Source organism: Streptomonospora wellingtoniae (assembly GCF_031845375.1).
Lineage (GTDB): Bacteria > Actinomycetota > Actinomycetes > Streptosporangiales > Streptosporangiaceae > Streptomonospora > Streptomonospora wellingtoniae.
Genome location: NZ_JAVREK010000021.1, coordinates 1 through 16,945, shown reverse-complemented (window position 1 = coordinate 16,945; position 16,945 = coordinate 1). Strand labels below are relative to the sequence as shown.

The 16,945-nt window shown below is 72.4% G+C and carries 15 protein-coding genes; 7 read left to right on the top strand and 8 right to left on the bottom strand.

Annotation, left to right across the window (positions count from 1 at the left end; genetic code table 11):
• Positions 1-118: 118 nt before the first annotated feature.
• The 7 genes from RM446_RS18225 to RM446_RS18195 all read right to left on the bottom strand — a co-directional run bounded on the left by RM446_RS18225 (position 119) and on the right by RM446_RS18195 (position 6,305).
• Positions 119-1,408, bottom strand: coding sequence for a cytochrome P450 (locus RM446_RS18225; protein WP_398695435.1), 1,290 nt, complete (start codon positions 1,406-1,408; stop codon positions 119-121).
• The gene (locus RM446_RS18220) at positions 1,405-2,028 is read right to left on the bottom strand and encodes a GTP-binding protein (RefSeq protein WP_311546549.1); all 624 of its coding nucleotides are present in this window, start codon (positions 2,026-2,028) and stop codon (positions 1,405-1,407) included. The genes RM446_RS18225 and RM446_RS18220 overlap by 4 nt, the downstream gene beginning before the upstream one ends.
• Positions 2,009-2,374, bottom strand: coding sequence for a DUF742 domain-containing protein (locus RM446_RS18215; RefSeq protein WP_311546548.1), 366 nt, complete (start codon positions 2,372-2,374; stop codon positions 2,009-2,011). Before RM446_RS18215 ends, RM446_RS18220 begins: the two co-directional genes overlap by 20 nt.
• Positions 2,371-2,793, bottom strand: a complete 423-nt coding sequence (locus RM446_RS18210) for a roadblock/LC7 domain-containing protein (protein WP_311546547.1) — start codon at positions 2,791-2,793, stop codon at positions 2,371-2,373. The genes RM446_RS18215 and RM446_RS18210 overlap by 4 nt, the downstream gene beginning before the upstream one ends.
• 113 nt (positions 2,794-2,906) lie before the next feature.
• On the bottom strand, positions 2,907-4,343 hold the full coding sequence (locus RM446_RS18205) for a sensor histidine kinase (protein ID WP_311546546.1): 1,437 nt from the start codon (positions 4,341-4,343) through the stop codon (positions 2,907-2,909).
• A gap of 550 nt (positions 4,344-4,893) precedes the next feature.
• On the bottom strand, positions 4,894-5,295 hold the full coding sequence (locus RM446_RS18200) for a VOC family protein (protein ID WP_311546545.1): 402 nt from the start codon (positions 5,293-5,295) through the stop codon (positions 4,894-4,896).
• 137 nt (positions 5,296-5,432) lie between these two features.
• Positions 5,433-6,305 carry an SDR family oxidoreductase gene (locus RM446_RS18195; RefSeq protein ID WP_311546544.1) on the bottom strand — a complete coding sequence of 291 codons (873 nt, stop codon included), beginning with the start codon at positions 6,303-6,305 and terminating at the stop codon, positions 5,433-5,435.
• A 347-nt stretch (positions 6,306-6,652) separates the two neighbouring features.
• On the opposite strand from RM446_RS18195, the gene RM446_RS18190 reads away from it, so the two are divergent.
• Positions 6,653-7,546: a LysR family transcriptional regulator gene (locus RM446_RS18190; RefSeq protein ID WP_311546543.1), complete on the top strand. Its 894-nt coding sequence runs from the start codon at positions 6,653-6,655 to the stop codon at positions 7,544-7,546.
• A 186-nt stretch (positions 7,547-7,732) separates the two neighbouring features.
• Here the strand turns inward: RM446_RS18190 and RM446_RS18185 are convergent, their stop codons facing one another.
• A complete protein-coding gene (locus RM446_RS18185; RefSeq protein WP_311546542.1) occupies positions 7,733-9,226 on the bottom strand; it encodes an FG-GAP and VCBS repeat-containing protein in 1,494 nt (497 codons plus the stop codon).
• A 466-nt stretch (positions 9,227-9,692) separates the two neighbouring features.
• On the opposite strand from RM446_RS18185, the gene RM446_RS18180 reads away from it, so the two are divergent.
• From RM446_RS18180 to RM446_RS18155, 6 genes are all read left to right on the top strand, one after another.
• Positions 9,693-10,763: a tartrate dehydrogenase gene (locus RM446_RS18180; RefSeq protein ID WP_311546541.1), complete on the top strand. Its 1,071-nt coding sequence runs from the start codon at positions 9,693-9,695 to the stop codon at positions 10,761-10,763.
• A 150-nt stretch (positions 10,764-10,913) separates the two neighbouring features.
• Entirely contained in the window at positions 10,914-11,999 is a 1,086-nt protein-coding gene (locus RM446_RS18175; RefSeq protein ID WP_311546627.1) for a tartrate dehydrogenase, read from the top strand.
• 116 nt (positions 12,000-12,115) lie between these two features.
• Positions 12,116-13,282 carry an enolase C-terminal domain-like protein gene (locus tag RM446_RS18170; RefSeq protein WP_311546540.1) on the top strand — a complete coding sequence of 389 codons (1,167 nt, stop codon included), beginning with the start codon at positions 12,116-12,118 and terminating at the stop codon, positions 13,280-13,282.
• Between the two features lie 150 nt (positions 13,283-13,432).
• Complete coding sequence (locus RM446_RS18165) at positions 13,433-14,434, top strand: Bug family tripartite tricarboxylate transporter substrate binding protein (RefSeq protein WP_311546539.1); 1,002 nt, start codon at positions 13,433-13,435, stop codon at positions 14,432-14,434.
• A gap of 134 nt (positions 14,435-14,568) precedes the next feature.
• The gene (locus tag RM446_RS18160; RefSeq protein WP_311546538.1) at positions 14,569-16,149 is read left to right on the top strand and encodes a tripartite tricarboxylate transporter permease; all 1,581 of its coding nucleotides are present in this window, start codon (positions 14,569-14,571) and stop codon (positions 16,147-16,149) included.
• Positions 16,146-16,817, top strand: a complete 672-nt coding sequence (locus RM446_RS18155) for a tripartite tricarboxylate transporter TctB family protein (RefSeq protein WP_311546537.1) — start codon at positions 16,146-16,148, stop codon at positions 16,815-16,817. The genes RM446_RS18160 and RM446_RS18155 overlap by 4 nt, the downstream gene beginning before the upstream one ends.
• Positions 16,818-16,945: the final 128 nt, after the last annotated feature.

Genomic DNA, 16,945 nt, shown 5'->3' with positions numbered 1-16,945 from the left:
CCGCCGGCCCGGTTCCGCGGGGTCCGGCTCGCCGCCGAGCGAAGGCGCACGCCCGCCCGGCGGCGAGCGGTCTAGCCCGGCCCCGGGCGGGAGCCCTGCGGCCGGGACCGGGCGGTACCTACAGGGCCCGCTCGTCGACGGGAATCGCCGGGGTGAAGTCCACCGGAAGCGCGTAGAGCCCGCGCATCCACACCGACGGCCGCCACTCCAGCTTCTCGGCCGGCAGGCTCAGCTCGACGTCGGGCAGCCGGTCCAGCAGCACCTCGACGGCGTTGCGGGCGATGACCTCGGCCAGTTCCGGCGCGGGGAACGGGCAGCCGTGCTCGCCGTGGCCGAAGGACATGTGCGCGCGGTTCGCGCCGGAGTCCAGCTGCTCGGCGGGCTGCACCCGCGGGTCGGCGTTGGCCGCCGCCAGCCCCAGCACCAGCATGTCGCCGCGCTGGATGCGCCGACCGCCGAGCTCGCAGGCCTGCACGGCGAAGCGGCCGATGAAGTTCTGCGTCGGGGTGTCGCGCCACAGCACCTCGTTGAGCGCCTGCGTCGCGCTGCTGCGCCCGCCCTGGAGGCTGACGGAGAAGCGGTCGTCGACGAACATGTGCCGCAGCGTGTTGGCGATCCAGTTGCCGGTCGGGGCCTGCGCGGCCGCCATGAGGACCAGCAGGTCGATGACGATCTCGTCGTCGGTGAGCTTGGCGGGGTGCTCCAGCAGCCGGGTGGGTACGTCCTGGCCCGGTCGCGAGTGAGCGTCGGCGACCAGCTGCTGCATGCGCGCCTGCACCCGCTGGTGGGCCTCGACGGCGTTGCCCTTGACGTCCAGGGAGTCGAGGATGTCGCGCACCAGAACGGGCACGTCGGCCGGCGGCAGGCCGAACAGCTCGGCGATGACCCGGGCCGGGATCTGGTGGGCGTACTGGGACACGAGGTCGGCCTCGCCGTCGCCGCTGAAGCCGTCGATCAGCTGGTCGGCGACCCGCTGGCAGATCAGCGCGAGCTCGGTGCGGTCCACGGCGTCGAGTGCGTCGCCCAGGGCGCCGGCGCGGCGCTGGTGCTCGTTCGCCTCGGCGAACATCACCGAGGGGGTCCAGCCCACGTAGGGCATCAGCGGCCAGTCCTCGGGGACGTGGTCCCACACGTTCCACCGGCGGCAGTCGCGGGCGAACCACTGGGGGTTGCTGGTGACGTAGTGGACTTCGCGGTAGCCCATGACGAACCAGGCCGGGATGTCGCCGTCCAGCAGGATCGGGGCGACGGGGCCGAAGCGCCACCGCATGTCGTGGTAGAGGGTCGCGGGGTCCACGGCGATCTGCGGGCCGTAGAACCGCACCGCCTGGTCGTGGTCGGGGTATCCGGCCAGCGGGGAGTCCGCCGCCGGCTGGGCGAACGCTGCGGAATGGTAGTCGTCGGTCACGGCGTGCCCTCCCGGGCGGGCGAGAGTGCGTACAGGTCGTTGAGGTGGCGGACGAGGGAGATCAGCACCGTCTTGCAGTCGTGCCTGCTCCGCGCGTCGCATTCGACGAGCGGTACCTCGTCGGGCAGCGAGAGCGCCTCGCGCAGGGCGGCGAGGCCGGGCCCCGGCTCGAACCGGTTGATCGCCACGACGAACGGCATGCCGTGGGCCTCCAGCCGGTCGACGGCGTACCAGGAGTCCTCCAGGCGCCGGGGGTCCGCCAGCACGACGGCGCCAAGGCTGCCCGCGAAGAGCTGGTCCCACAGAAACCAGAACCTCTCCTGTCCGGGCGCGCCGAACAGGTAGAGGATCTTGTCCTCGGTGATGGTGATGCGGCCGAAGTCGAAGGCCGCGGTTGTCGTGGTCTTGCTGCGGACGCTCGACGGATCGTCGATGCCGACACCCGCTTCGGTCATGACCTCTTCGGTACTGAGCGGCCGGATCTCGCTGACCGCCCCCACCATGGTCGTCTTGCCCACGCCGAACCCGCCGACGACGACGATCTTCAGCGCGTCGTGCGCGTCGGCGGACAGCGGGGCCGGGGTCTGGTACGCGGGGGCTTCAGAGGCGTTGGAGTGCATCGAGCACCTGCTTCAGGGTCTCGGAGGAGGGGGAGTGCACGTTGGCGGCCGTGGACGCCGAGGACGGATGGCGGACGGTGATCTGACCGGTGTCCATCAGGTCGCGCAGCAGGATCTTCACCACGCTCACCGGCATGCCCAGGGCGGCGGAGACCTCCACGACCGCCGTCGGCCGCGCGCACATCCGCAGGATCCGCATGTGCTCGGACTGCATCCCCGCCCTGGGCTCGCACTCGCCGACGACGAGCGTGACACTGTCGAAGGTGCTCTCCTCGGTGCGGCTGCGTCCGCCGGTGACGGTGTAGAGGCGGTCCGGATCCTCGCCGTCGATCCGCTTGGGATTCATGGCGTCGGGTCGCCGCTGTACTGGGGTGTCCTGGGATCGGCGGTGAGGTAGGAGCCGATCTGCTCGACGAGCTCGTTCATGTTGTGGCCCACGACGCCGACGTCGGTGTCCTCTTCGGCGACCACAGCGAGGTGGGCGCCCGCGCCGGCGGGCACGATCAGCAGGATCCCGCCGGCGAACTCCACCATGGCCTGGCCGGAGGTGATGCTGCCGTCGCCGAACTCGGCGGAGGCGCTCAGCGACAGGCTCTGGATGCCGGCGGAGATGGCGGCGAGCTGGTCGGCGCGGTCGCCGTCGAGCTCGGCGGAGAAGACCATCTTGAGCCCGTCCCTGGACAGGACCAGCGCGTGCTGGGCGCCGGGGGTCTTCGCGAGCAGGTTCTCAAGCAACCAGTCAAGGCCGCGGTCTGCGGTGCTCATGGGATGTGTGCCACTCCTCGTTCAGGTCATGCGGACGGTGCGGTGCCGGAATGTGCGCTGTGTGCCCGGCGACCGCGCGCCGGCAGTGGACGAGCGCCACCCGGGACCGGGGCTCACCGTGTGGTGTCGTCCGAAGCGCTGTCGCGCCCGCGGGCGGACTTGCGAAAGGCCGCGAAGCGGGTGCCCGGGTCGCCGCGTTCGCGCGTGCGCTCGGTGCGCGGCTGGGACTGCTGGCGCTGGGCCTCGGCCAGCGTCTGGCCGCGGCGCCGCTTGGGCAGAAGGGGCTCGTCGGTGTCCCCGGCACTGCCGCCGCCGATCGCCGAAGCCGGCGGCGAGGACGCGGCGACTGCAGCGGGCTCGGTGGTGCGCGGCGGCGGGGGCGGAGCGGCGGGCGCGTCGAGCCCCTGGCGCGGGCGTGTGACGAGGTGCTGCGGGATGAGGACGACGGCGCCGGTTCCGCCGCGCGAGGACGGGCGGAAGTTGACCGTCAGCCCGTACTTGGCGGAGACCCGGCCGACGACGGCGAGGCCCATGCGGCTGCCGGGCAGGTTCGTCAGGTCGTGGGGCTGGGACACCAGCTGGTCGGCGCGGCGCCGCTCGCGAGGACGCATGCCCAGGCCGCTGTCCTCGACCGTCACCATGACCCCGGTGTCCTCCTCCTCGACGTAGACGTGCACCTCGGTGTTGTGCGCGGAGAAGTTGGCGGCGTTGTCCATCAGCTCGGCCAGGGCCTGCATCACGCCCTCGGCGGCGTAGCCGACGACCGCCGCGCTGCTGGTGGAGTGGATTCGCACGCGGCGGAAGGCGTAGATGCGGCCCATCGCGCCGCGGAGGATGCTCTCCATGACGATGGGCTTGGTCCAGCGGCGCCCGGAGCGGCCGCCGCTGAGCAGCGCGAAGCTGTCGGCGAGCCGACCCATCTGCGAGACCTGGTGGTCGAGTTCGAGCAGGTCGCCGAAGACGCCGTCCTGGTCTCCGTAGCGGTCCTCCAGCTCGCGCAGCTGGGCGAGGAGGTTGGTGACCTGCGCCTGCACACGCGCGGCGGCGCCGGCACAGGCCGCCATGGCGGCGGCGCCGCGCCGCTCGGCCTGCCCGAGGGTCTGGCCCAGCTGGACGAGCAGCGTGCGCAGCGCCTCCTGGTTGGGCTGCGCGGAATCGGCGATGGCGGCGTCGGTGGTGGCGCCCTGGCGGATGCGGCGGCGCAGGTCGGGGACGCCGTCGTGGGCGAACTGGCGCAGCTCCTGCTCCAGGCCGGCGGTCTTGTGTTCGGCCTGGGCGACGCGCTCCTCCGCCCGAGCGGCCCTGTCGCGGCTCATGGCGGCAGCGGCAGCGTGGTAGGTGGCGACGGCGACGGCGCCGGCCAGCAGCACCCCCATGACCGAGCCGACGGCGATCATGAGCACACGGGCGTCGCCCGGCACGGCCGAGACCACCCAGTACCAGGCTGCGGCCAGGACGACGCCCGCGGCGCAGAATACGAGTACGGCTTGCAGACCCGGCGAGTTCGGCGAGCGCTGCGACTGATTTCTTTCGGATACACGTGCTGACATCGATCAGGTCCTCGTCGGCGATTGGAAGCACGGAACCCGGCCCGCGTCGGACCGTGATCCGTTGCACGGCTGCACGGTAGACGATCGGGCCCGGAGGCAGCCTGTGCGACGGCCAGTGGGGGTGATCCGGAACTTACCGTAGCCCACTCCAGACATGCGGGGTCAATCGAGCGTCAAATCCCCATTCGGCGCCGATTCCTGCTTTTCGAATCCGACAATCTTCGCCTATGAGACATCCGATGCGGACATTCGGCACATCCGCAGGGACTCACCCAGGGTGAGGTTGCGAATCGAGTACCGACCGACCGGAATGCAAAAATGGACAAATCACACAAATTGACGCCCCGAGGGCGGGAAGGGCGGAGGGAGGCGGTGCTCGACGCAGGGGCGGGGCGCGGGGAGGGGAGAGGCCGCGGGACGCCGGAGGGGCGGAACGGGGCGGCGGGGGCACATCGCCGTTGATCCTGTAGCCGTCGTTGATGGAAATCGTCTGCCTTCACGACGGCTACAGGATCAACGGGGTTGGGTCGGGCCGCGAGCGATCCGCCCGTCAACCCATGGCTTCGGTGTCCATGTACACGACCTCCCACAAGTGCCCGTCGGGGTCCTGGAAACTCCGCCCGTACATCCCAGGTCCTTCCATGGGTTCGTTGGAGGCGCTTCCGCCCGAGGCCAGGGCCTTGTCCACCAAGTCGTCGACGTCCTGTCGACTGTCTGTGGAGATGGCGATGATCGCCTCCGTGGACGTTCGGGCATCGGTGACCTCCTTCTTGGTGAAACTTGTGAAGAAGCCCTTGACCAGCAGCATCACGACGGCGTTCTCGCCGACGGTCATGGCGGTGGCGTTCTCGTCGGTGAACCTCGGGTCGAACTCGAAACCGAGTGCGGTGAAGAAGTCGACGGAGGTCTTGAGGTCGGCTACGGGCAGATTCACGAACAACGTTCTCGACATGCCCTGAAGCTAGCAACGACCGCCGAAGATTCGGCTCCAGCCGCGCCAGGACCTGCGCCTTCGCTGCGCGGCTAGTGCCCCCGTCCGGCCGGGCACGCCGTCCCGCAGCCCGCACGGCCTCCCTCGACCGGCGCCCGCTATGCCGCCCGCTCAGCGGCCACCCGGTCGGCGGCCCACTGGCGGAACGTGCGCGCAGGTGCTCCCGTCACCCGTTCCAGGGTGTCGGTCGTCGAGCCCGCCGGGTGCGCCGCCATCCGGGCATGCGCCTCCATGATCTGGCGGGCCATCTCCTGCGGCAGCCCGCCGTCGGTCAGCTCCCGCACGGCCTCGTCGTCGGTCATGGTCTCGACGCGGACCGGCACCCCCAGCTCCTCGCCGATGATCCGTGCCTGCTCGGCCTGGGTGAGGCCCGCGGGCCCGGTGATCTCGTAAGCCGCCCCGGCGTGGCCCTCCTCCGTGAGGGCGCGCACAGCGACCTCGGCGATGTCGGCCTCGTGGATCAGCGGTCGCGCGAGTTCCGGGTACGCCATGCGGATCACTCCCGTCTCGCGGATGCGCGGGATCCAGTCGCGCAGGTTCGCCGCGAACCCGCCGGAGCGCACAAAGGTCCAGCTCATCCCGGACTCCCTGAGCAACCGCTCCAGCATCGCGTGTGAACCGAGGATCCCGCCCTCCCGCTCCGATCGCTCGGGGTCGATGCCCATGGTCGACAGGTACGCGACCCGCTCGACGCCGACGGCCATGGCCTGGACGGTCTCGGCTGCCGCCGCGTCGGCCTGAACGCTCGGCCACACGAGGAACACGGTGTCCACCCCCTCCAACGCCGCCCCCAGACTGCCGGGATCGGCGAGGTCGCCCTCGACCGCCTCGACGCCGGCGGGCAGGTCGGCCTTCGCCGGATCGCGGGTCAGCGCGCGGACGGCGCGCCCTTCCTCCGACAGCCGGCGCACCACGTGCCGACCGACGTTGCCGGTCGCTCCGGTGACCAGGATCGGGCTCTGCGCTGCCATGTGACGCCTCCGGTGTGTCGTTTCGCCTGCGGCGCGGCACCGGGCGGCGCCCGTCCCGCACCCTCACGTCCACGACTCTGCGGCCTCAACTTTAGTTCAGGTCAATCGGCCGGCACGGGCGATCTCCACTCCCGGACAAGGTCCGATGCGGCGCGCCTCCCAAAGGCGGGGCCGCCGCGGCCGCGGCCCCGATCGGCACCTCCGTCCGCCGAAACCGCCGCGGGCCCCGCTCGGCGGAGCGCGCCGTCCGACCGCCGCGATGGGGTGGTACCGGCCTCCGATAGGTTGAGGCTATCGACCGGCGCCTCCCACCGGCTCTGCTTGGAATACCGAACACGGGATGTCGTATGGACACGCGCCAACTCGAGTACTTCGTCGCCATCGTCGACCACAACGGGTTCAGCAAGGCGGCGGCGCGCATGCACGTCGCGCAGCCGTCGCTCTCCCAGGCGATCCAGCGCCTGGAGCGCGAACTCGGCACGGCGCTGTTCCACCGCGTGGGGCGCCGCGTGCAGCTGACCGCGGCCGGCCGGGCGATGGTCGAGCCCGCGCGCCAGGTGCTGCGCGGCCTCGACACCACGCGCGCCAGCGTGGAGTCGATCAAAGGCATGCTCTCCGGCAGGGTCGACATCGCGGTGATGCCGTCGCAGGCCGTCGAGCCGCTGACCACGATCGTCACGCGGTTCGCCGAGCGCTTCCCCGGCGTCACGGTGAACGTGGCGGCGGTGTTCACTCCTCCCGAGGCGATCGAGAAGGTGCGCGAGGGCGCCTGCGAACTGGCGCTCGTGGGCTCGGGCGATCCGCTGCGGCCGGTGGGCGTGCAGGAGCACCCGGTCGAAATGCAGAAGTTCATCCTGGTGGCGCCCCCGGACCACCCCTTCGGCGACGCCACGCGTGCGCACTGGTCCGACCTCGCCGGGCACCGGGTGATCACCTACCCGGCGGGCAGCCGCGGCCGCCACCTCGTCGACCGCATCCGCGCCGAGGGCGTGGACCTGCACATCGCCGTCGAAGCGGGCCACCGCGAGGCGATCCTGCCGCTGGTGCTCAACGGCGCCGGTGTCGCGGTCCTGACGGAGTCCTGGACCCGCACCGCCCGCAGCGGCGGCGCCCAGGTACTCGACCTGGACCCGCCGACCTGGATCCAGATCTCCCTGCTCAACCGCGACGCCCCGCTGACTCCCGCCGCGGGCGCGTTCCGCAGGATCGCGCTCTCCTCTGCGCACAATTCCCACCGCTGACAGCAGCGGGACCGGCTCCGGGGCGCCCCGCACGGTTCGGCCTCCGTGTCCCCCTTGCGCCCTATCGCGGATCGCGGTCGCGGACCGCGGGACGACAGGGCATCCCGGAACCCCATCACGCTGCTACCGCGAAGCCCCGACCACCCGTACCGCCCCGACCACCCGGAACTCCGCCACCCCGGCGGCTCAGAAGTGCTCCGTCGAGAACCTGGCGGGCACGGCGGAGAAGCCCTCACCGGTGCCCGGGTAGAGCGCGTAGGCCGCGTGTCCCCTCGTCCAGTCCTCGCCGCCCGCGGAACGGTTGATCATCAGCAGGTCGGCGGCGCCGTCGCCGTTGTAGTCGCGCACCGCCTCGGCTGTCACCGCGGCGTCCTCGTCCGCACCCGGCGCAGGCGGCTCAAGGCCGACCGTGCGCGCACTTGTGGCGCCGGCCGCGGAGCCCGAAACGACCGTCACGCGCCACTCGTCCCCCCGCAGCTTCGGGCCGACGATCACGTCGGCGTAGCCGTCGCCCTGGACGTCGGCGGCCATGACGAGGTCCCCGAAGCCGTCGGCGTCGGTGGGCCGGCCCGCCACCCCCGGTAGGGCCCGCGTGATGCGCTCGGGCTCGCCCGCCGCGAAGCCGTCGGCGCCGGAGTACACCTCCACGTAGCCGGGATGCAGCTCGGGGTCCGTCTCGCCAAGCTGGTTCTCGTTGTTGGGGATGCCGTGTGCGCCGACGAGCAGGTCCGGGGTCCCGTCGCCGTCGACGTCGCCCGCTGCCAGTTCGTGCCCGGCCGGGGTCTCGCCCAGGACCTCCGGCGCCGCACCGCCGCCGACGGACCGCAGGACGATGTGGGAGACGGGCGATTCGTCCTCGTGACGCAGGAAGAGCAACTCGCTGCCGCGGCCGGCGCCTGCGGCGTCGAACGGGACGACGCGGCCGCTCAGGATGTCCTCTGCCGTGGTCGCGCTCGGCGGGAGCGGCACGGCCGAGGTCGTGCTCGGCTCCCCCGAACGGTCGAAGGGCCCGCGCAGGAGACGGGCGTCGTAGCGGTACGGCCCGACCTCGGTGAACCGGAACACGTCCACGGCTCCGTCGCCGTCGAAGTCGGCCACCGCGTAGGACACCGCCGAGGCCGCGCCCGGGCCGGGCTCCTGCCACGGCAGGGGGTTGGCGGGCCCGGCAGGGCCGTCGGGACCGCCCCAGACGACGTAGCGCCCCTCCCCGGCGACGACCATGTCGGTGAAGCCGTCGTCGTCGAGGTCGGCGGTACCGGTCACGCCGAGGCGCCGCACCGGGCCGGGCTCCGGCTCCGCCGCCGGGAGGTCGAGGTCGTCGCGGGTCAGGACCACCCGGCGGTCGGGGTCCAGCCCGTTCTCGCCGCCGAACACCGCGCCCACGTAGGCCGCACCCGCCTCGCCCGCGCCCCCGTCTCCCGAGCCCTTCCCCGGCGCTTCGGCCGCGCTGCGGCGGCCTTCCAGCGCGAGGTCGGAGTAGCCGTCGCCGTCGAAGTCGACCGCCGGCCCGGTCCCCGGGCCGGGAGTGTCGCCGGCGGGCGGCTGCGGCGAAGCCGGGCCGGGTTCCGGGTGGGCGTTGACCTGCGCGGCGGGCGGAGTCGAGGGGCCCGCCGCGCCAGGGGCGTCCGCGCCGCACGCGGTCGCCGCGAGCAGGCAGGCGACCGCGGCGGCCGCCTGCACGGCACTGCAACGGGGGGCACGGGAGCGAATCGGGGGCCTCCAAGGTCCGCTGGCGCCTTAGTACGACTCCCCGGACGCTGCGGCGGTTTACCGTCCGCGCCGGTCCGGGGAGCCGGCTCTCCCACCGGCTCCCCGGCCCCCGGCTCTTCCTGCCGCGCCCGCATCGCGGAGCAATCCGCATCGCGGAATTCAGCCCAGCGAATTCACGCCGCCGTTTCAGGAAGGCGATTCGCGGCCCTGCTCGCACTCGGATTGCCGACTCATAGGCGCAGCCTATAGATCACATCGCCAATGCCAGTTGGACTTTCGGCACATTCCTGGAATTAGATGTCCAACGTGTGAACCACGGCATTCCGGGAGATGCGGCGGGCCCGTCCGGCCGCAGGCCCGTACCCGCCGCGCAGGCACGCCATCGTGGAATCGTCGAGCCCGGTCCCAGCGGTCCGCGGCGAGTATGGGAGTCGGTGTGGAACGCTTCGAAATCGCGGTCATTCCCGGTGACGGGATCGGCACCGAGGTCATGCCCGAGGCCCTGCGGGTCCTGGAGGCGGCCGGATCCCGCTACGGCGTCGAATTCGCCTTCCGCGATTTCGACTGGAGCTGCGAGCGCTACAAGCGGACCGGCCGGATGATGCCCGAGGACGGAATCGAGCAGCTGCGCGGCCACGACGCCATCCTGCTCGGCGCCGTGGGCTATCCCGGCGTGCCCGACCACGTCTCGCTTTGGGGCCTGCTGATCCCCATCCGCCGCGAGTTCGACCAGTACGTCAACCTGCGCCCGGTGCGCCTGCTGCCGGGGCTGACCCCGCCGGTCCGCGACGCCTCGCCCGGCGACATCGACTTCTGGGTAGTGCGGGAGAACAGCGAGGGCGAGTACTCCATGCTCGGCGGCCGCCAGGGTGAGGGCACACCCGGCGAGATGGTGATGCAGGCCTCCGTGTTCACCCGGCGCGGCACCGACCGCATCCTGCGCTACGCCTTCGAGTTCGCCCGCCGCAACCGGCGCTCGCTGGTCACCTCGGCGACCAAGTCCAACGGCATCTACCACTCGATGCCCTACTGGGACGAACGCTTCCACGCGATCGCCGAGGAGTACCCCGACCTGTCCACCGAGCAGGAGCACATCGACATCCTCACCGCCAAGTTCGTGCTCCGCCCGCGGCACTTCGACGTCGTCGTAGGCAGCAATCTGTTCGGCGACATCCTCTCCGATTTGGGACCGGGCGTGACCGGCACGATCGGCGTCGCCCCCTCGGCCAACATCGACCCCGAGCACCGCCACCCCTCCATGTTCGAGCCCGTCCACGGCTCGGCGCCCGACATCGCCGGCCGGGGCGTGGCCAACCCGATCGGGCAGATCTGGTCGGCGGCGATGATGCTCGACCACCTGGGCGCCGCCGAGGCGGGCGCCGGCGTGCTCGCGGCCGTGGAGTCGGTGCTCGCCTCGGCTGATGCACCGCTCACCCCCGACCTGGGCGGCACGGCCCGCACCGCGGACCTCGGCGGGGCCGTCGCCGCCGCTGTGGCCGCCGGATAGCGCCCCGAGCCCGACCGCCCCCGCCCCACACGCTCTGCCCCGCCCCTCTCAGGCCTTCCGAGCCCGGCCGCCCGGCACCCGCCGCAGCGGTCCCGCGCCGCGCAAGGCCCCGCACCGATCCGCCCTGAGAACGCGAGAAGGAGTCCCGCCATCAGCGCCCGACACCGCTTCACCATCGCCGCCGTCCCCGCCGACGGCGTGGGCACCGAGGTCGTCGACGCGACCCGCACCGCGCTGGCCGAACTCGCCCGGCGCGGCCCCGAACCCTTCGAGATCACCTGGCGCGAGTTCGACTGGGGCTCGCACTACTACGCCGAGCACGGCCGCATGATGCCCGAGGACGGGCTGGACCGGCTCCGCGACATGGACGCGATCTTCTTCGGCGCCGTCGGCTGGCCGACCGTGCCCGACCACGTCAGCCTGTGGGGCCTGCGCCTGGCCATCTGCCAGGGGTTCGACCAGTGGGCCAACATCCGCCCCGTGCGCTTCCTGCCCGGCGTGCGCAGCCCGCTGCGCGGCACCCAGGGCGCGCAGGACCGGGCGCTGGACTGGGTGGTCATCCGCGAGAACAGCGAGGGCGAGTACGCCGGGCTGGGCGGGCGCAACCTCTCCGCGCGCGGGCCCGGCCACGAGGTCGCCGTGCAGTCGGCCCTGTTCACCGAGGCCGGCTGCGAGCGGATCGTGCGCTACGCGTTCGACCTGGCCCGCACACGCCAGCGCCCGAAGGTCACCGGCGTCACCAAGTCCAACGCCCAGCAGTACGGGATGGTGCTGTGGGACGAGGTCTTCGACCGGGTCGCCGAGGAGTACCCCGACGTCGAGGCCGAGCGGGTTCTGGTCGACGCGATGGCGGCGCGCTTCGTGCTCCAGCCGGAGAGCCTGTCCGTCGTGGTGGCCTCCAACCTGCACGCCGACATCCTCTCCGACCTCGGCAGCGCCCTCGCGGGCAGCCTGGGTGTGGCGGCCAGCGCCAATCTCAACCCCGAGCGCCGCTTCCCCAGCATGTTCGAGCCGGTGCACGGTTCGGCGCCCGACATCGCCGGGCAGGGCGTGGCCAACCCGATCGGGGCGTTCGGCAGCGCCGCGCTGATGCTGGACCACCTCGGTCTGCGTGCGGCGGCGGCCGCGCTGGAGGCGGCCATCGCCGAGACCACGGGAGCCGGCGCGCTCACCCCCGACATCGGCGGAACCGCGACCACCGACGAGGTGACCAAGGCGCTGGTCGACCGGCTCTGACCGCGGAGCGGCGCCCCGCCGCTCCGCGCATCCTCCCCGATCCGCATCCGCATCCCCGCCCGGCGCGGCGGCCGCGAGCCGCCCGCCGACGCTCTTCGATCTGGACAGGACCACCGATGCGCATCACCAAGATCACGCACAGCGAGGCCCCGATCGCCTCGCGGATAAGCAACGCAGTCATCGACTTCTCCCGCATGACCGTCTCGGTCGTGGCGGTGCACACCGACGCCGTCGTCGACGGCGAGCCGGTGGTGGGCTACGGGTTCCACTCCAACGGCCGCTACGCCCAGACGGGCATCCTCGCCACGCGCGTCCTGCCGCGCGTCGAGGAGGCTCCGGCCGAGGCGATCACCGACCCCGAGACCGGCATCATCGACCCCGTCGCCGTGCACCGCGCGGCCATGGCCAATGAGAAGCCCGGCGGGCACGGGGACCGCGCGGTGGCAGTGGGCACACTCGACATGGCCGTGTGGGACGCCGCCGCAAAGGCCGCGGGGCTGCCGCTGTTCCGGCTGCTACACCGGCGCTTCGGCACCACTCCGGAGCCGGAGACCTCGGTGTGGATCTACGCCGCCGGCGGCTACTACCACCCTGACAAGCCCCTCGACGGTCTGCGCGCCGAGATCGGCGGCTACCTGGAGACCGGCTACCGCGACGTCAAGATCAAGATCGGCGGCGCGCCGCTGGCCGAGGACATGCGCCGCGTCGAGGCCGTGCTGGAACTGCTGCCCGAGGGGTCGCGGCTGGCCGTGGACGCCAACGGCCGCTTCGATCTGGCGACCGCACTGGAGTACGCGCGGGCGCTGAGCGACTACGACCTCATGTGGTACGAGGAGCCCGTCGACCCGCTGGACTACCGCGCCCACGCGGTGCTGGCCGAGGAGTACGCGGGCCCGCTGGCCACCGGGGAGAACCTGTTCTCGGCGGCGGACGTGCGCAACCTCCGCCGCTACGGCGGCCTGCGGCCGCACCGCGACGTCCTGCAGATGGACCCGTCGCTGAGCTACGGCGTCGCCGAGTACGACGCGATGCTGCGCGACCTGGCCCTAGGCGGCTGGTCACCGCGGAACTGCTGCCCGCACGGCGGCAACCAGATCAACCTCGCGCTCGCCGCGGCCTTCGGCTTCGGCGGCTGCGAATCCTATCCGCAGGTCTTCGAACCCTTCGGCGGCTTCGCCGAGAACACGCCGATCACCGACGGCCGGGTGGCCCTGCCCGAGGCGCCGGGGATCGGCATCGAACTCAAGCCCGCGCTGCACAGCATGCTGCGCGAGCGGCTGTGAGTCCCGGTCCGCGCCCGCAGGCGCGGACCGGCGGCCACGGCCGCTACCCCGGCCGCGGCGGCGCCCCCGCCGCGGCCCGCGGGGCGGCGAGCGACCGCCGCCCCTGACCCCCATCTCCTTTGTGCCCGCCGGGCACAGCGAGGAGGAGCGATGCACCACCCCTCACGCAGGGCCTTCCTGGGCGGCCTGACGGCGGCCGCCCTGCCCCTGCCCCTCGCGTCCTGCGCCACGCAGAGCGCACCGGCCGGAGGCGACGTCTCCGACTACCCCTCCCGCAGCGTCACCTACACGCTGCCGTTCGACCCCGGCGGCGAGTCCGACGTCACCGCGCGCCTCCAGCAGCAGCCGCTGGAGGACGCGCTGGGGGTCTCGGTGGTCGTCACCAACCGCCCGGGCGGCGGCGGAGCGGTCGGCTGGTCGGAACTGGTCCACCAGACACGTTCCGACGGCTACACGTTCATGGGAGCGAACCTTCCGCACGTGATCCTCCAGCCGCTGGCCCGCGGGCAGGCCGGCTACGAGACCCACCAGATCAACTGGGCCTACATCTTCCAGAGCACACCCAACGCGCTCGTGGTCAGCGGCGACAGCGAGTTCCGGACCGTCGACGACTTCGTCGCCGCGTCCCAGGAGGAGAAGCTGAGCCTGGGGGGCAGCGGCTCCTACAGCGCCAACCACGTGGGCGCCCTCGCACTGGCAGAGGAGTCGGAGGGCCGATTGACCTACGTGCCCTTCAGCGGCACCGCCGCGGCCTCGCCGGCGCTGCTCGGCGGCCAGGTCGACGGGCTGATGACCTACAACACCGAAGCGCTGCAACTCCAGGACAAGGGCATGCGGGTGCTGGCCATCGCCTCCGAGGAGCGTGTGCCGGAGTTCCCCGACGTCCCGACGCTGCGGGAGAGCGGCTTCGACATCGTCGAGGGCGCGTGGCGCGGCGTCGCCGTGCCGCCCGACACGCCCGACCGGGTGATCAGCGTGCTGGCCGATGCGTTCGCGCAGGTCAACCAGGACCGCGAGTTCGTACGGAAAGCCGAGAACCTCGGCTACCACATCCTCGACATGGGTCCCGAGGAGTCCAAGGAGTTCACCCGCGAGCGGACGACCCAGGCCGAGGACCTGCTGCGGCGCTTCGACCTGCTGCACGACCAATAGCCCGGCGGCCCCGCGGCCGGGGCCTCGGCTTGCCGCGAGTGCTGCGAGCACCCGCCTGAGGGCGGACGGCGGAGGGGGAGTCCCCCGACCCGCCGCACCGGCCCACTCTTGACCCCCCAACGCCAGGAGCAACCATGTTCCCAGGTATCGATGAGGCTTTGGCGCAGGTCGTTTCCCCGACCATGCTGGCGCTGTGCCTGGTCGGCGTCATCGCCGGGATGGCGGTCGGCGCCACGCCGGGGCTCAGCGCCACCGTCGGCCTCGCGCTCCTCCTCCCCATCACGTTCACCCTCGACCCCGCCCGCGGACTCGTGCTGATGGGCGCGTTCTACTCGGGCGCCATCTACGGCGGCTCCTTCACCGCGATCCTGGTGAACTCGCCGGGCACTCCCTCGTCCATCGCCACGACCTTCGACGGCTATCCCATGACCCGCAAGGGCCGCAGCGAGGTGGCCATCATCGCGGTCACCACGGGTTCGGTCATCGGCGGACTGGTGGGGGTGGTCGGACTGCTGCTGCTCGGCCCCGCGATCGCCGACGTCGTGCTGGCCTTCGGTCCCCAGGAGTACTTCTGGCTGGGAATCTTCGGCCTGACGATGATCGCCGGCCTTGCCGCGAAGTCGCTGGTGAAGGGCTTCGCGGCCGGGTTCATCGGACTGCTGATCTCCACGATCGGCATCGCGCCGGTGGGCGGCGACGTCCGGTTCACCTTCGGCTTCACCCAGATGCAGGCCGGCGTTCCGCTGATCGTGGCCCTGATCGGGTTCTTCACCATTCCGGCGATGATCGACCTGATCGTGGACCCGGGCTCGCGGGCGGCCGCCATGCGGCGCGAGGCGCGCCGGCGCGAACCGGGGCTGCTCATGCGCACGGTCCGCGACGTGCTCTCGCGCCCGGTCAACCTGGCGCGTTCGGCCGTGATCGGCACCTTCGTCGGCATGCTGCCGGGCGCCGGCGGCAACGTCGCCAACCTCATCGCCTACAACGAGGCCAAGCGGGCCTCGAAGACGCCCGAGGAGTTCGGCACCGGCAAGGTCGACGGCGTGGTCGCGCCCGAGACCGCCAACAACGCGGTGGTGGGCGGCGGGCTGATCCCGCTGCTGACGCTGGGCATCCCCGGCGCGCCCGCCGACGCGGTCATCTTCGGCGTGCTCATGCTGCACGGGCTGCGCCCGGGCGCCGATCTGTTCACCGAGCAGGGCTCGCTGACCTTCACGTTCATTCTGGCCCTGGGGATTTCGGCGCTGCTGCTGGCTCCGGTGGGGCTGATCGTGGGCCGCGGCCTGCAGCGGGCCGTGGTGCGGACGCCGACCACCTACCTGGTGCCGGCGATCGCGCTGCTGACGATGATCGGCGCCTACGCGGTGCGCAACAACCCGCTGGACGTGGTGATCATGGTCGCGCTCGGCCTGCTCGGCTACGGCCTGCGCCACCTGGGGCTTCCGCCGCCGGCGGTGGTGCTGGGCGTGGTACTGGGGCCGATCATCGAGTCCGGCCTGGGCCAGGGGCTGCTGACGGCCAGCGGCGACGACCAGCCGTGGCTGTCGTTCTTCACCCGCCCGATCAGCATCGGGATCCTCGCCGTCGTGCTGGTCGCCCTGCTGTGGCCGATGGTGAGCAGGTGGCGCGCGCAACGGGCTCGGCCGACGGGCCCGGCGGCCGACCCGGAGAGCGGCCGCGGCGCCGAAGGCACGGAGCGGGAGGACGCCCGATGAGCAGAGACGTGATCCGCGACCTGGTCGCCGCGGGCCTGATCCTGGCGGTCGCCGCGGTCTTCTGGACCCGGCAGGACTTCGACACGCCCTCGGACGTGATCTTCCCGCGCTTCGTACTGGTGGTGCTGCTCGTGCTGGCGCTCGCCATCGGTGTGACCGCCCTGGTGCGCATGCGCGGGGGCGGTTCGGCGTCCGGCGCCGGGGCGCCGGACGCGGACGCCGCGGCACCGCCTCCGTCGGAGGCGGTGCCGATGCGCGGCCGCAACGACAACCGGTCGGCGGCCGAGGGCGTACCGGCAGACGCGGCGGCCGAGGGGGCGGAACCCTCGCGCGCCGCCGGAGCGGCTGAGGGATCGGACGCCGACCCCGCCGAGGTCGAGGACGAGGAGGAACTCGCCGAATCGGCGGGCGACCGCCCGCGCTGGGCCATGCCCGCCGCGGCCGCCCTCCTCCTGGCCTGGGGAACGGCCTTCGGGCTGTTCGGCATCACGCTCAGCGGTGCGGTGGCGTTCGTCCTCGCCGCCGTGCTCATCCGCCGCGGGACGGGCGGCGCGCGCCGGCTCCTGCTGGACGCGGCCGTGGCCCTGGTCGTCGTGCTGTTCTGCTGGGCGGTCTTCACGCGGCTGCTCTACGTTCCGCTACCGGTCTCGGTGATCCTCGGGGTCTGACTCGCGGCGGCCCGGATTCGCCGGGTACCGGGGGCGGCAGCGACCACGGACATGGTCCGGGAGCGGTCGGCGCGCCGCCGCCGGCGGCGGGCACGGAGCGGCACGGCGGAAGGGGGCGGTGCGGCCCC

Bases quoted from the DNA above. Each gene is read 5' to 3' on its own strand.
- RM446_RS18220 (WP_311546549.1), bottom strand. From the start codon at position 2,028: ATGCACTCCAACGCCTCTGAAGCCCCCGCGTACCAGACCCCGGCCCCG.
- RM446_RS18215 (WP_311546548.1), bottom strand. From the start codon at position 2,374: ATGAATCCCAAGCGGATCGACGGCGAGGATCCGGACCGCCTCTACACC.
- RM446_RS18210 (WP_311546547.1), bottom strand. From the start codon at position 2,793: ATGAGCACCGCAGACCGCGGCCTTGACTGGTTGCTTGAGAACCTGCTC.
- RM446_RS18205 (WP_311546546.1), bottom strand. From the start codon at position 4,343: ATGTCAGCACGTGTATCCGAAAGAAATCAGTCGCAGCGCTCGCCGAAC.
- RM446_RS18200 (WP_311546545.1), bottom strand. From the start codon at position 5,295: ATGTCGAGAACGTTGTTCGTGAATCTGCCCGTAGCCGACCTCAAGACC.
- RM446_RS18195 (WP_311546544.1), bottom strand. From the start codon at position 6,305: ATGGCAGCGCAGAGCCCGATCCTGGTCACCGGAGCGACCGGCAACGTC.
- RM446_RS18190 (WP_311546543.1), top strand. From the start codon at position 6,653: ATGGACACGCGCCAACTCGAGTACTTCGTCGCCATCGTCGACCACAAC.
- RM446_RS18170 (WP_311546540.1), top strand. From the start codon at position 12,116: ATGCGCATCACCAAGATCACGCACAGCGAGGCCCCGATCGCCTCGCGG.
- RM446_RS18165 (WP_311546539.1), top strand. From the start codon at position 13,433: ATGCACCACCCCTCACGCAGGGCCTTCCTGGGCGGCCTGACGGCGGCC.
- RM446_RS18160 (WP_311546538.1), top strand. From the start codon at position 14,569: ATGTTCCCAGGTATCGATGAGGCTTTGGCGCAGGTCGTTTCCCCGACC.
- RM446_RS18155 (WP_311546537.1), top strand. From the start codon at position 16,146: ATGAGCAGAGACGTGATCCGCGACCTGGTCGCCGCGGGCCTGATCCTG.